At 58.8% G+C, this 12,852-nt stretch carries 13 protein-coding genes and 1 tRNA gene; 2 read left to right on the top strand and 12 right to left on the bottom strand.

Annotated features, from left to right (window positions below):
* Positions 1-41 precede the first annotated feature (41 nt).
* On the top strand, positions 42-1,217 hold the full coding sequence (locus DESU86_RS02585; RefSeq protein ID WP_179979622.1) for a hypothetical protein: 1,176 nt from the start codon (positions 42-44) through the stop codon (positions 1,215-1,217).
* A 184-nt stretch (positions 1,218-1,401) separates the two neighbouring features.
* On the opposite strand, the gene DESU86_RS02580 is transcribed toward DESU86_RS02585, so the two are convergent.
* The 8 genes from DESU86_RS02580 to DESU86_RS02545 form a co-directional block, all read right to left on the bottom strand.
* Positions 1,402-1,477 (bottom strand) — tRNA-Thr (locus DESU86_RS02580).
* Between the two features lie 198 nt (positions 1,478-1,675).
* The gene (locus DESU86_RS02575; protein WP_179979621.1) at positions 1,676-2,056 is read right to left on the bottom strand and encodes a hypothetical protein; all 381 of its coding nucleotides are present in this window, start codon (positions 2,054-2,056) and stop codon (positions 1,676-1,678) included.
* A gap of 224 nt (positions 2,057-2,280) precedes the next feature.
* Entirely contained in the window at positions 2,281-3,255 is a 975-nt protein-coding gene (gluQRS, locus tag DESU86_RS02570; RefSeq protein WP_179979620.1) for a tRNA glutamyl-Q(34) synthetase GluQRS, read from the bottom strand.
* A 203-nt stretch (positions 3,256-3,458) separates the two neighbouring features.
* The gene (locus DESU86_RS02565; protein WP_179979619.1) at positions 3,459-4,628 is read right to left on the bottom strand and encodes a C40 family peptidase; all 1,170 of its coding nucleotides are present in this window, start codon (positions 4,626-4,628) and stop codon (positions 3,459-3,461) included.
* A 143-nt stretch (positions 4,629-4,771) separates the two neighbouring features.
* Positions 4,772-5,173 carry a flagellar basal body rod C-terminal domain-containing protein gene (locus tag DESU86_RS02560; RefSeq protein WP_179979618.1) on the bottom strand — a complete coding sequence of 134 codons (402 nt, stop codon included), beginning with the start codon at positions 5,171-5,173 and terminating at the stop codon, positions 4,772-4,774.
* 238 nt (positions 5,174-5,411) lie between these two features.
* The gene (gene folE2 / locus DESU86_RS02555; protein ID WP_179979617.1) at positions 5,412-6,188 is read right to left on the bottom strand and encodes a GTP cyclohydrolase FolE2; all 777 of its coding nucleotides are present in this window, start codon (positions 6,186-6,188) and stop codon (positions 5,412-5,414) included.
* Complete coding sequence (gene nikR, locus DESU86_RS02550; protein WP_179979616.1) at positions 6,188-6,604, bottom strand: nickel-responsive transcriptional regulator NikR; 417 nt, start codon at positions 6,602-6,604, stop codon at positions 6,188-6,190. The genes folE2 and nikR overlap by 1 nt, the downstream gene beginning before the upstream one ends.
* Positions 6,605-6,665: 61 nt before the next feature.
* The gene (locus tag DESU86_RS02545; RefSeq protein ID WP_179979615.1) at positions 6,666-7,364 is read right to left on the bottom strand and encodes a class I SAM-dependent methyltransferase; all 699 of its coding nucleotides are present in this window, start codon (positions 7,362-7,364) and stop codon (positions 6,666-6,668) included.
* 310 nt (positions 7,365-7,674) lie between these two features.
* Here DESU86_RS02545 and ilvA point away from each other — a divergent pair, with 310 nt between their 5' ends.
* On the top strand, positions 7,675-9,213 hold the full coding sequence (gene ilvA, locus DESU86_RS02540; RefSeq protein WP_179979614.1) for a threonine ammonia-lyase, biosynthetic: 1,539 nt from the start codon (positions 7,675-7,677) through the stop codon (positions 9,211-9,213).
* Between the two features lie 335 nt (positions 9,214-9,548).
* Here the strand turns inward: ilvA and DESU86_RS02535 are convergent, their stop codons facing one another.
* The 4 genes from DESU86_RS02535 to DESU86_RS02520 form a co-directional block, all read right to left on the bottom strand.
* Positions 9,549-10,217, bottom strand: coding sequence for an amino acid ABC transporter permease (locus DESU86_RS02535; RefSeq protein ID WP_179979613.1), 669 nt, complete (start codon positions 10,215-10,217; stop codon positions 9,549-9,551).
* A 1-nt stretch (position 10,218) separates the two neighbouring features.
* A complete protein-coding gene (locus DESU86_RS02530; RefSeq protein ID WP_179979612.1) occupies positions 10,219-10,977 on the bottom strand; it encodes an amino acid ABC transporter ATP-binding protein in 759 nt (252 codons plus the stop codon).
* A 3-nt stretch (positions 10,978-10,980) separates the two neighbouring features.
* A complete protein-coding gene (locus DESU86_RS02525) occupies positions 10,981-11,673 on the bottom strand; it encodes an amino acid ABC transporter permease (RefSeq protein WP_179979611.1) in 693 nt (230 codons plus the stop codon).
* A gap of 90 nt (positions 11,674-11,763) precedes the next feature.
* Positions 11,764-12,507, bottom strand: coding sequence for an ABC transporter substrate-binding protein (locus tag DESU86_RS02520; protein WP_179979610.1), 744 nt, complete (start codon positions 12,505-12,507; stop codon positions 11,764-11,766).
* Between the last annotated feature and the right edge of the window lie 345 nt (positions 12,508-12,852).

Raw genomic sequence — 12,852 nt, 5'->3', positions numbered from 1 at the left:
TGCATCGACGGTGATTTTTATTTTCAATACATGGAGATGGCATGGCAAGTTTCCTGCAGTGGCGAAAGGGCTTCCCCGGATTATTATGGAGCATCTGCCAGCGTGAATCCCGGATCAAGGTGTTTACCCGCTGGCGCGACGCAGGCTTTGACGCCCCGCAGTTGCTGAAAAACGCCGCGTTCAGAAAGAACGCGGTAATGGAACAGGATTATCCTCTGCTTGTGGAGTTCTGGGACATGATCCATGCCGGGCGGCCAGCCGCCGTAATCTTTCGGCTGAAGCATGACGATGGACGCAAGCCGCTGATCCTTCAGGGCTGGCCACAACCGGAGCAGGACGTCTACAGCGGGCTTCTCAAAGAGGCCTATTTGCCTGGAGGATATAATTCCGCCTGTTATAACGCGCAGTTGAAGATGCGTCTGGGGGATGCAGATTATCCGGTATTTACCGTGGATCTGGAAAATCAGACGCTGTATGACGCCAACAAGGCGGCGCAGACGCTCTTTTTGGGCGAGGAACAGTCAGAGCGGGCGCTGGTGCTGGATGATGTGGTGCCGCAGTCGTTGATGAAAGGTTTTTCAGCGGCAATGGAAAAGGCCGTGGAGCGGGACGCATGGTCGGGAAAGCTGCTGCTCGGCAATGGCGAGCGGGGCTTGTTTTCGGCCCATGTGCGGCTCACCTTGTGGGGAGAGTCGGGCAAGGAAGTGGTGCGGGTTGCATTGGTCAACGTTGATGCAAGGCCCCCGAAGCTTGAAGAAGACGGCGCGTTGGCGATCTGTACTGAAGAACTGCGCCCGGCGCTCGAAAAGCTGCACAATCTCTGCGAGCCGGAAGTTGACGGGTTGATGCTGTCGCATATTCAGATGGGCAGCGGGCGTGTGGCCGTATACGGTGTCGGTTCGGTGTTCGACAGCCTTGAGTGGGGGATGCTGCATGCCTATGAAGGCACAATAGCACAGGATATTCAGCGCTACAGCCTCAGCTCGCTTATTGTGGAAGATACTCTCGACAGTGTTAAATCCATTGACTGGGCCCTTTTTGCCCCTCTGGGCATCCGTTCGTATTTTGCCAAGCCGTTTTACGCCGAATATGGGCTGCATGCGGTGCTCATTCTCGCAGCCAAACGACAGCGCGGCTTTGGTGCGGACGCAGAAGCCATGTATGCGGATGTGGCGGCGGCTTTCGGTCAGTTGATGCTGCGCTGGAGATCTTTTTGATCAGGTGCAGCAGGGGACGAACACAGGGACCACATATGCCCATCCACATCGGTGGGGCAGGCTCATGCAGCAGAAGCGACGCCAACCTTGGACGGTGGCAATGAATAAAATTGATTTGGTGCAACCTGGTGCGGATTTTTCCACAAAAAAAGGGCTTACGCTGTGCGTAAACCCTTTAATTTTATGGAGCCGCCTATCAGATTTGAACTGATGATCTACTGATTACGAATCAGTCGCTCTACCAACTGAGCCAAGGCGGCATGAAAAATATTCTTTTGTGTCGGGCGAAAGGGCCATTGCATCATGCTCGTGGCGCTATCATTCCATCATGTCTGCGCGACAAAACTGCTGCCGCGCCCCATGTGGCGTTTCAGCGGTTCAGTCCGTAAACCGAAACCGACGACCGGGAACTATTGCCAAAAAAACTCCCGCTTGTCAAGGCAAGCAGGCGCGCAAGATCATGCCCTTTCAAGAATCAAGGGAATGGCGTGCAGTTCGCGGCTGACTTCTTCAGTATGGCCCAGCTTCCAGTTGACGCGGTCAGATGGCCAACCCAGTTCCTGGGCCACAGCGCTCGCTACCCCGGCCACGTTAAGGATGGGATGGCGCTGGAATACCTGCGGCAGGCCATACGTCAGGTTGCAGACAAGGCATTTGCCGGGCCGCTGGCGCAGCTCAAAAGCCAGGTGGGCTTTTTGGGGGCTTACCTCGCGGCAGACAAGGCCAATGTCGTAGGCGCCTTCTTCAGCGCCGCCAAACAGCGCTTCGAAAAAATCATCCGCCCGCGAAGCAGGAAATATTTCATCCAGAAAAATTTGATTCAGATTTTGCGAAGTCATGCACTCCCCCATAGGTTACGGGATTCGCTGTCGTTGAAAAAAAGACCGCGGATCAGACGCCCGCCGTGAAGGCGTTAGCGTAATGTATGTGTGTGGTTAAGCATTGCAACCGGCGCGACGTGCCCCTTGAGAAGGGTATTCCCATGGGCGCTCTGCTCATGGCCGTTCACTCCTGCAAAGCGGGGGGCTTTTGCCCCGTGCCGGTTCGCACCCGTGACGGCCTGTTACAGCAGATCACGCAGATGACTGTTTCGCAGTCGTACGTCCTGCCTTGGCAGACGGCTCCAGTCAAAGGCTGGCAAAAGCTCCGCCGGGCTGACGGCGCGCGCGGAAGTTTCAAGACCGGCCAACATGCCAAGCAAGCCCACGATACGGCGCGGATCAACCCCCTGTTCCCGCAGATACCGCAGAGACAGGCTGTTGTGGCGCTTGGCCAGACGCTCTCCTTCTTCGTCAAGAAGCAGAGGCACATGGGCGTAAGGAGGCGCACCATAGCCCAAGAGCTGAAGAAGCGCAATCTGGCGTGGCGTGGAGGACAGGATGTCTCTCCCACGCACGACCTGCGTCACGCCCATGAGAGCGTCATCAACAGCGACGGCAAGCTGATACGCCACAACGCCGTCAGAGCGGCGCAGCGCGAAATCGCCCCCGCAGTCGGTAAGAAAAATGGTTTGCGGCCCAAGCAGCAGGTCGGTGAAAGATATGGGAGCTTCCGGGCAGCGCAGGCGTATGCTGGCGCGACGTCCGCTGCGGATCAGCGCCTCAATGCGTCCTTCATCCAGATTGCGGCAGGTCCCAGGGTAGGGCGCGCCCGCGTCGTCAACATGCGGGGCCGCAGCAAGCTGGCGCAATTCCTTGCGGGTGCAAAAGCAGGGGTAGGTCGCTCCCGCCTTTGCCAGCTGCGCCAGAACCCCGTCATATATTGATCCGCGTTCGCTCTGCACGTATGGGCCGCAAGGCCCACCCACATCGGGGCCATAATCCCAATCCAGCCCAAGCCAATGCAGGTCCTCCAGAAGGGCGGACGCATACTCGGGCCGTGACCGCTGCGGGTCTATGTCTTCAAGACGCAGAATCAGCCGCCCGCCTTGCGACCGCGCAGCCAGCCAGGCCAGCAAAAAGGCCCAGGCATTGCCCATATGGATGTGGCCGGTAGGGCTTGGCGCAAGCCTGCCGCATGGGCGCGATGATTGGTGCATGGCTGCTGGGGTGGCTTGGTGGGCAGCAGGGCTGCCGCTGTCAGCAAAAATATGCCGCTATGAAAGATGGCGGCGCATTTGTCTTGATGCCGCGCAAGCAGGCTGTACCAAGAGCGTTTTGCCTGCGGGGCTGGGCGGTTTCACAGATTTCAGCCCTGTACGCGCTGGCGGGCCAGGGCCCGCCACGCCATCAATCACTGCCGTTAAGAATTGTCGCCCTTGCCCTTGGGCTGGTCTTTTTTGCTCTTGGGTTCGGCCTTGGTAGCCACCTTGTCAGGAGCAGACTTTTTGCTTTCGCTTTTTTTGGTTTCGGCTTTCTGGCTGGAAGGCTTGGAAGATTTTGAGGCCTTGTCTTTGTCTGCCGAACCCTTGCTTGACGTTGCCTGAGCGCTGGACTTGCCCGAACCGGCTTGTGCGGAAGACTTGCCAGAACTGGCCTGGGCGCTGGACTTGCTTGAACTGGCCTGGGCAGAAGCCTTGCTGGATTTCTCCGAGCTTGAAGCCTTGCTAGATTTCTCCGAAGCTGAAGACTTGCTGGATTTTTCCGAGCTTGAAGCTTTGCTGGACTTTTCAGAGCCAGAAGCTTTGCTGGATTTTTCCAGAGCGGAGGTCTGCTGCCGTGAGGTAGCGCCGCTTTTTTTATCGTTGCTGGCGACCTGCACGACCTTGTCCTTTTTCTTGCTCCTGCCGTCATCACGATTGTCATCGCGTTTGGCGTCGCGTTTGGCGTCGCGCGCGCTTGTTTTGCCAGCCTTTTTCTTGTCGCGGGACAGTTCGCGCACCACCCGTTCTTCCGTAAAGTCGTTGAGGCGGCTTTCTGCCTGGGCGATCATGGTTTCGCCGCCCTCAACCTTTATGCGGCGCGCTCCAAGAAAGGTGCTCTTGAAGTAGGGATCGTCAAGGGAATTGATGCGCACGCGTGTACGCTTGTGGGGACTGTGGATGAATTTGCCGTCGCCGACGTAGATGCCGGTATGATAGCCGCGGCGGGGATGACGGAAGGCCACGATGTCCCCTGCACGCATTTCGTCCACATTGTTGATGCGTTGCCCGATGACGGACTGTTCACGGGCAGTGCGGGGCAATTGCACGCCAACGCTTTTATACGTCCAGCAGACAAAACCCGAACAGTCGAAACCGTCCGGGGTCGTTCCTCCGCGCACATAAGGGGTGCCGATGGCGGATCTGGCCTTGCGCAGCAACTGTTGGCTGGATTCTTGTTGGTTGGAGTCAAAAGCAGCTTCATAAGAGCGGCGGAACCGCTCCGCATGCGGGGTATTGATGCCATTATCTCGCGAGCCGTTTTTGGAGGCGCAGCCGAAAGCCAGCATGCAGGCCAACATCAACACGCATAGTTTAAGACATTTTCCCATCAGCGCTCCACAAATGTTGTGCCGCCCGCTGAAAGCGGCGGCTAGTCAGTCAGAATGCGGGCAAGCCCGGCGTCAACGTTCAGGGCTTTGCCCTTTGGTGTCTGGCCCGGTCCCGTGAGGCCGGAGCATTTGTGTTTGTGGCGCTAGGCCTTGATATCCAGCAAGGTGCCAAGCATGGCGTCACCGGTGTGAACGACCGCTGCATTGGCCTTATACGCGTGCTGGGTGGTGATCATTGCAACCATTTCACGGCCGAGGTCCGTGCCGCTGGGGCTTGCAGCCTCAAGGGGCAGGCCTGAGGTCACGTCATAAACGGCTTGGGCCGCGCTGAATGACGTGCCGCCGGGGCCAGAAGGAACGCCGCCCTGAAGCACTGCATCAAGGCGTACTCCCTGTCCCGCAGGGCCGGTAGCATAGACGGCACGCTGCGGTTCAAAGCCAGCTGTGCTGACATTGGCCACGTTATGAGACGCCACAGCCATCCCCCAGGAATGGGTGTTCATGGCTGATGCGCCCAATTGCATGCTGGTGCTGATACTGCTCATCACTTGTACCTTACGGCAGGATTAGCACAACCATCAGATGAATGCAAAAAACTTTTTTTGTGGGCAGCGCCGGGGTGTCAGGCCGGTCTTTAGAGCATTCAGACTTTGAAAAAGCGTAAATGCTCTAATGCTGTACGAAAGTGCAGCGCGACATACCGTGGTGTGGATTCAGCCGCAAATCGCATTTTTCGGTTGCATGAAAACGTTGAAATGTGAAGCACTTCAACGCTGCTCTGCTCTAGTCGCTCATGCACCGCTCTATCCTGGCGAAAGCATTGTGGTTATGGATTGACTCCATACTTTCCACCTCAACACTGAACCATTCGACCTGTCCATGCTCCGAAAGCCGCTGCGCCACATTGCGCACCACGTCCTCCACAAAAGTGGGATGGGCAAAGGCATGCTCGGTGACGAATTTTTCATCCTCGCGCTTGAGCAGGGTGTACACGGCTGACGAACCGGAGGCTTCGGCTATGTCGATAAAATCTTCAAGCCATGAAAAAACCTTCATGCGCAGGCTCATGCGCACCATTGCCCGCTGGCTGTGCGCGCCTTCGTCGCTGATGGCCTTGGAGCAGGGGCAGACGGTCATGACCGGCACGTCAACCTCAAGGCAGAAGTGCTGGCCCTCATCGTCCAGTTCTCCGGTGAGGCGGCACTGATAGCTGACCAGGGCCGGGATGCCCGACGCCGGAGCGCATTTTTTTATGAAATAGGGGAAGCAGAAACGCGCATAGGCCCGTCTGGCCTCAAGGCGTTGCTTGATGTCCAGCAACAGTCGGCGCACCGACTGATAGCTTATTTCAGCGTTCCATTCTTCCAGGGTCTCAACAAAGCGGCTCATGTGGGTGCCCTTGAATGCGGAGGGCAGATCCACGCCAAGATCCACGCTGGCAACAGTCTGCTGCGTGCCCTTGGTACGGTCGCGCACCAGCAGGGGCAGGCGAAGCTCGCGCACCCCCACGCGGTCTATGTTCAGGGCCACCAGCGGGGCATGGCTTTGCACGTCTTCCATTATGCCAGGTCCTCTCCTGTGGTCGTGCCGGTAAAGGTGCCGTGCTTGACGCCGCGGCAGGCGATGAGCTTGTCGGCCAGGGCGCGCATGCGGTTGGGCTCCCCTTTGAGCACCAGAACCTCAAGGCAGTTGTAATGGTCAAGGTGCACATGCAGCGTGGTGACTATCAAATCGTGATCGTCGTGCTGTATCTGCATGAGACGACGCGAAAGGTCGTTTTTGTGATGATCGTAAACAAGGGTCAACGTGCCCGCGCCACAGGCGTCGCTGTTCCACTTTTCTTCCACCAGAGCCTTGCGGATGAGGTCGCGTATGGCCTCTGAACGGTTGGGATAGCTTTTGCGGCGGCAAAGTTCGTCAAAAGGTTCCAGCAGGTCTTCATCCAGCGAAACCCCAAAGCGTGCCAGATTTCCCATAATAGTATCCTGCGCCGCTTCCTTTACGGAAAACGGGTGCGTTGTTTGTGTTGCGGCCGCGTCAGCCGCGGCGGATTTCCCATACCTGCACGGTGACAGGCACGGGCTGGGCGTAAAGGGCTTCCACTTTCTGGCCGTATACGCGCCTGCCCTGCCAGCCGCCGCTTTGCAGGGCGTGCAGAAAGGTTTCGTATACGGAGCGGCCCGGTTCGGCCACCCAGGCCGCACCGTTCGGCGCGAGCGCGTGGTGTAAAAAACGCAGAACCGGGGCCACAAAGCGCTTTTCATACATGATGTCGCCGCCCCAGACGCGGTGCATGCTTCCGGCCTTCAGGGCCGGACTCCGCCAGTCCATAACAGCCCACAGGGGCTGGGGAACGTCATTGATTTTGGCGTTGCGCGCGGCAAAGTACAGGGCTTGTTCTTCATAGTCCATAGCGGTCACGCGCGCGCCAAGCCATTGGCCGACCATGGCCGTGAGCCCCAGGCCGCAGCCAAGGTCAAGGCAATCCTGCCCCGCGATTTCTTCTTTGCGGTCCTGAAGCCAGGAAGCCAAAGCCACGCTGGAGGGCCAGAGCTCCGTCCAGTAGGGCAGGCGCTCATCCTCGAAGTCACGGGAGTCGGCGGTCATGGCCTCCCAAAGCTGTTCAAGGTCGGCGGCGCGGCTGAGCTGCCACAGCCGTCCGGCGGCGCGCACTGTTATGTGCGGCTGATATGCCTGGAGACTTTTATCTTCATTGTGCGGATGTTCTGATGACATATGTTTCTCTTGCAAAGCATAGCCTAATGGGTTGAGCGTGTACAGAGCGTACACGGGGCACCCGGCTGCTTCACCGTATGATTACGGCATGTTCCGCGAATCTGCCCACAGTGCGAGTGCGCCCTTGCCGTGGTTGCTGCGTGGGCGCGTCTGGTGCGGCGTCGCTTTGGCGGCAAAATTCAGCGTCATCACACTGTTCGGGGCTTGAGGTGTGGCGGCGGCAGGTATATAGGAAATGAAACGGGTGAAATACCCCTTCCCGAACGGCTGCATAGCGGCCGTATCATTTTTTGCTGCCAAGGATATATGCATGCAAAAGCACAGCGAGTACCTGAACCGCATACTGTTGAGCCGCGTCTACGACGTGGCGGTGGAAACTCCCCTTGATGAAGCCAAAACCCTTTCCCGGCGTCTTGGCAACCGAATTTTGCTCAAGCGCGAGGACCACCAGCCTGTTTTCTCCTTCAAGCTGCGCGGCGCATACAACAAGATGGCCCGCCTGTCGCCGGAGGATCTGCGGCGCGGCGTTATTGCCGCCTCGGCAGGAAACCATGCCCAGGGCGTGGCTCTTGCGGCCCGCCGCCTCGGTTGCGAAGCCACCATCGTCATGCCCGTAACCACGCCCGCCATCAAGGTGGACGCGGTACGCCGTCTTGGCGGACAGGTGGTGCTCTCGGGCGAGTCTTTCAGTGATGCCTGGCAGCACACGCTTGATCTCATCAAGGAGAGCGGCTGCATTTATATTCCGCCGTTTGACGACCCCGACGTCATCGCAGGACAGGGCACCATTGGCATGGAAATTCTGCGCCAGCATCCCGGCGACATCCATGCCGTGTTTGTTCCCATCGGCGGCGGCGGCCTGGCGGCTGGCGTGGCCGCCTACATCAAGAACCTGCGCCCGGAAATCCGGGTCATCGGTGTGGAGCCTGTGGACTCCGACGCCATGCGTCGTTCCGTCATGGCCGGACACAGGGTCGAACTGCACGATGTGGGCCTTTTTGCCGACGGTGTGGCCGTAAAGCTTGTGGGCGAGCATACCTTTGCCCTGTGCCGCGATCTTCTGGACGACATCATTGTGGTGAGTACCGATGCCATCTGCGGCGCCATAAAGGATATTTTTGAGGACACGCGCCTGGTGGCCGAACCGGCAGGCGCCCTGGCCCTGGCTGGCCTGCGCGCCTATGCGGCGGAGAGCGGCCTGCGCGACGCCACCCTTGTGGCCGTGGTCAGCGGCGCCAACATGAACTTTGACCGGCTGAGCCACGTGGTTGACCGTTCCGAAATCGGCGCGCACCGCGAGGCCCTTCTGGCAGTGACCATTCCCGAGACCGTGGGCAGCTTCCGCGCGCTGTGCGCCTCGTTCGGCAGCCGCAACATCACCGAACTGTGCACCCGCTTTTCTGATCCGGAAAAAGCGCGTGTGCTGGTGGGCATCAAGGTCAGCGGGAGCGACGATGTGGCCGAAGTCCTGACTGAACTGCGCAGCAAGGGCTTTGAAGCCATTGATCTCACGGACAACGAACTGGTCAAGATGCATCTGCGGCACCTGGTGGGCGGCAATGCGCCCCAGATCCTGCACGAGCGGCTGCTGCGCTTTACCTTTCCTGAGCGGCCCGGCGCGTTGCTGGACTTTATGGACGCCATGCGCGTGGATTTCAGCATCACCCTGTTCCAGTACCGCTATCACGGCGCGGATTTCGGCCGGGTGCTGGTGGGTTTTGAGGCCCCGGAAGAAAAGCGTGAGGCATTTGAGGACTTTTTGCAGCGTGTGGAGCGCATGGGCTACCCCCATGTGGAAGAGACGGACAACTCCGCCTACAAGATGTTTCTGGGGTGGCACGAAGGTTAGGGCGATTTTGTTTTAAACCCGTTTGAGCGGGGCTGCCTGCCACTGGCAGAAATTTGAAAACTGAAAGGGCGCACGTACAACGTGCGCCCTTTCAGTTTTTTTGTTCCGGCAGTGCGGCCAAAGCGCAAAAGTGAAAAACTCGGTGCGGATAAACGCTGAGATGAGGTTATGCCTGGAGGGCGTTGTGGCTGGAACTACGCTTCAGACCATAAAAAACTTTGCAATATAGCAAGATACGAAAAGAGTTTTAGGGGGTGGGGGTGTGGGGGAGGAGACCCTTTTGCAAAAGGGGCCCTCCCCCACAAAGTATTTCAAAATGAATTCGTGTTAGCGTGTCAGCGCGCGCCAAAGCCCGGCACGTGGAAGCGGTGTTCAAGCCAGCGCAGAAAGAAGGTGGCCAGAGTGACCATGCCGAGATAATAGGCTCCAACCGTGACAAAAACCTCGGTAAAGCGGAAGGTGTCCGAGGCCACGACCTTGCCTTCGCCCATAAGTTCCATACAGGTGACGAGGTAGGCCAGGGAGCTGTACTTGATGAGGTAGATGATTTCGTTGCCGCAGCCAGGCAGGGCGCGGCGGGCGGCCTGGGGAATGATGATCCAGGCCACGGTCTGCCATGTGCTGAACCCCAGCGCCTCGGCGGCGCGGATCTGTCCCTGGCGGATGGAAAGCAGCGCCCCGCGCACATATTCACTCTGGTAGGCTGCGGTGCACAGGGTAAAACTTGTGAGCGCGGCCCCATAGGGCGGAAAGAATATGCCGAGTTTGGGCAGGGCGTAGTAGATCATCATCAGCTGCACGACCAAGGGCACGCCGCGTACTATGGCCGTAAACCAGTCGCCCATGCGGCGCAGCCAGCGCGGGCCGAAAGAGCGGGCGCAGCCGAGAAGCACCCCGCCCACAAACCCCAGGCTACCAGCGGGGATGATGAGAGCCAGGGAAACGAGCAGGCCCCTGTTGAGGGCAGGGATGAGCTCATTGCCGAAAAAGGCCGTGTCCAGCACTCTAGCCCCCCATCTCCAGCAGGCGTTGGCAGAAGTCGCGCGTGCGCGTGGTGGAGCCTTCGGCCAGGAGCACCTCGGGCGCACCCTGTTCGATAAGCCTGCCTTGCTCCATAAAGATGATTTCCGTGGCCAGGGCGCGGGCAAAATCCATCTGATGGGTGGCCATGATCATGGTCATCCCGCCGTCGGCAAGGTCACGTATGACGGCCAGCACTTCGCCCACCAGTTCGGGGTCCAGGGCCGAGGTGGGCTCGTCCAGCAAAATGACCTTGGGGTCCATGGCCAGAGCGCGGGCCATGGCCACACGCTGTTTCTGGCCGCCCGAGAGCTGCGCGGGATAGAGCAGGGCGCGGCGTGCAAGGCCGACGCGGGCGAGTTCGTCGTGCGCGCGGGCCTTGGCGTCCTTGTGGCTCATGCCGCGCACCTTGCGCAGGGCTATGGCCACGTTTTCTTCAGCCGTGAGGTGGTCAAACAGGTTGAAATCCTGAAAGATCATGCCTACCTGGGCGCGAAAGGCGCACAGGGCAGGTTTGTTGGTGCGGTCGAGCCGCTGCCCCTCAAGGTAGATGTCGCCCGTGTCGGGCGGGATGAGGCAGTTGATGCTCTGCAGCAGGGTGCTTTTACCCGCGCCTGAAGGCCCGATGAGCACCTTGAGTTCGCTGCGGCGCACCGAGAGGCTGCAGTCGTTCAGAATGGGCTTGCCGCCCAGCATCTTCGAGATGCCCTCAACGCGCAGAATAGCTTGTTCGTCCACATTCATGGCTTATCCCACACCCATGCCTTCCATGCTCATTCCTGAGGAATAGCCCGGCACATGGACTTTGTCTTCCAGGCGGCGCAAAAGCTTGAGCACCACCAGTGTCAGCAGAAAATAAATGCAGCCCGCCGCCGCGTAAAGGGCCAGATGTTCGTGCGTGCGCGCGGCTACGAAGGACGTTCTGGCCATGATATCCTGCGTGCCGAGAACGTAGCAGATGGCCGAATCCTTGAGCAGGATGGAAAACTCGTTGGCCCATCCGGGTATAGAAAGGCGCATGGCCTGGGGCAGGATGATGCTGCAAATGCCCGTGCCTTCGCCCATGCCAAGCGCGCGGGCCGCGTTAAGTTGTCCCTGGGGCAGGCTTTCAATGGCGCCGCGAAAAATCTGGGACTGGTAGGCCGTGCTGGTACAGCCGAGCACAAAACAGCAGATCATAAAAGGATCTGCGGGAAGGCCCAGGCTGATGAAGAATCCGTAGCACAGAAAGAGCAGCACAAGTATGGGCACGCCACGGAAAAACCATACATACAGCGCCACCATCCGGCGCAGCCAGGGGCCGCCGTATACCTGCGCGACAGCCAGAGGCACGCCGAGCACGAGCCCCATGGCCAGAGAAATGGTCACATTGCCAATTGTGACCAGACCGCCGCCCAGTATGGAGGGAAGAGCGTTATAAACTACAAGAAGTGAATCCATATGTGGAGTTTGCCGTAGGTTGGGCAGAACAGCGCGGACCGTCGGGAACATCCAACGGTCCGCGTCTGCCGGTCAGCGCTTTTGCGCTGCTTACTTGCTCAGATACTTTTTCTGAAGCTCCTGCCAATAGGGATCGGCCATGAGCTTCTTGTAACCGTCATTGATGAGCTTGTGCAGATCCTTGTCGCCCTTGCGCATGGCAACGCCGAACTTGTCGGGTTCGCCGTGCGTGCCGGCCTTCTTGACGGCCCGGCCCTTAGAGATGGCGTCGTCAGCGGGCAGGTCATCCATCAGGGCCACGTCGATGCGGCCGTTGAGCAGGTCTTCCACCGCCAGAGGGGCGGATTCATAGAAACGCAGTTCAAAGGGGTAGCCCTTTTCCTGCTGTTCCTGCTTGATGGCGTTGGCTTCGGAGGTGCCGCGCTGCACGCCGAGCTTGACCTTCTTGGTCAGCACGTCCTGCGGGGTCAGCGTGGAGTTTGCGGGCACAAGAAACACGCGCGAAACCGTCCAGTACGGGTCGGAAAATTCCACGACCTTGGCGCGTTCGGGGGTGATGCTCATACCCGAATCCACCATGTCGATTTGTTTGGCCACAAGAGCGGGGATGATGCCGTCCCAGGCCATGGGCTTGTGGGTTATCTCAAAGCCCATTGTTTTGGCTATCCAGTTGAGGGAGTCCACGTCAAAACCGGCAGGCTGGCCGGTTTTTTCGTCCACATAGGCGAAAGGCGGATAGTTGGGGTCAATGCCGTTGACATAGCTTTTTTTGGCAAAAGCGGGCACGGCGGCCATAACGGCAGCCAGCAGGGCGCAGACAAGAAGTTTTTTCATGCTCAGTTTCCCCCTCGGAATATGGCGGTGGCCGTTGGCGGTTGAGCCATGCCGGGCATGGCGGCAACCGTCTAAGGATGGACATGCGTATCGCGGACAAAACCACGAAACGCACAGGCGCGTCAGTTGGCAGATTGTGGGCTGCCGCCGCGCGGTCTACGGCAAAACAAGGAATTTATCTACCAGATGCTTGGCCGCGACGCAAGGGCAGATGCTTGGCCGCGACGCAAGGGCAGATGCTTGGCCGCGACGCAAGGGCAGATGCTCGACCACGACGCAAGGGCAGGTGCTTGGCCGCGACGCAAGGGTGGGCAGGCGGCCATGTTAGTATTTGCAGGAGGAACA

Origin of the sequence: Desulfovibrio sp. 86, from assembly GCF_902702915.1 — a bacterium.
Lineage (GTDB): Bacteria > Desulfobacterota > Desulfovibrionia > Desulfovibrionales > Desulfovibrionaceae > Desulfovibrio.
This window is presented reverse-complemented; position numbering and strand designations above follow the sequence as displayed.

What these genes read in the sequence shown, in the direction of transcription:
- DESU86_RS02585 (WP_179979622.1), top strand. Translation starts at nt 42, where the DNA reads ATGGCAAGTTTCCTGCAGTGGCGAAAGGGCTTCCCCGGATTATTATGG.
- DESU86_RS02575 (WP_179979621.1), bottom strand. Translation starts at nt 2,056, where the DNA reads ATGACTTCGCAAAATCTGAATCAAATTTTTCTGGATGAAATATTTCCT.
- gluQRS (WP_179979620.1), bottom strand. Translation starts at nt 3,255, where the DNA reads ATGCACCAATCATCGCGCCCATGCGGCAGGCTTGCGCCAAGCCCTACC.
- DESU86_RS02565 (WP_179979619.1), bottom strand. Translation starts at nt 4,628, where the DNA reads ATGGGAAAATGTCTTAAACTATGCGTGTTGATGTTGGCCTGCATGCTG.
- DESU86_RS02560 (WP_179979618.1), bottom strand. Translation starts at nt 5,173, where the DNA reads ATGAGCAGTATCAGCACCAGCATGCAATTGGGCGCATCAGCCATGAAC.
- folE2 (WP_179979617.1), bottom strand. Translation starts at nt 6,188, where the DNA reads ATGGAAGACGTGCAAAGCCATGCCCCGCTGGTGGCCCTGAACATAGAC.
- nikR (WP_179979616.1), bottom strand. Translation starts at nt 6,604, where the DNA reads ATGGGAAATCTGGCACGCTTTGGGGTTTCGCTGGATGAAGACCTGCTG.
- DESU86_RS02545 (WP_179979615.1), bottom strand. Translation starts at nt 7,364, where the DNA reads ATGTCATCAGAACATCCGCACAATGAAGATAAAAGTCTCCAGGCATAT.
- ilvA (WP_179979614.1), top strand. Translation starts at nt 7,675, where the DNA reads ATGCAAAAGCACAGCGAGTACCTGAACCGCATACTGTTGAGCCGCGTC.
- DESU86_RS02530 (WP_179979612.1), bottom strand. Translation starts at nt 10,977, where the DNA reads ATGAATGTGGACGAACAAGCTATTCTGCGCGTTGAGGGCATCTCGAAG.
- DESU86_RS02525 (WP_179979611.1), bottom strand. Translation starts at nt 11,673, where the DNA reads ATGGATTCACTTCTTGTAGTTTATAACGCTCTTCCCTCCATACTGGGC.
- DESU86_RS02520 (WP_179979610.1), bottom strand. Translation starts at nt 12,507, where the DNA reads ATGAAAAAACTTCTTGTCTGCGCCCTGCTGGCTGCCGTTATGGCCGCC.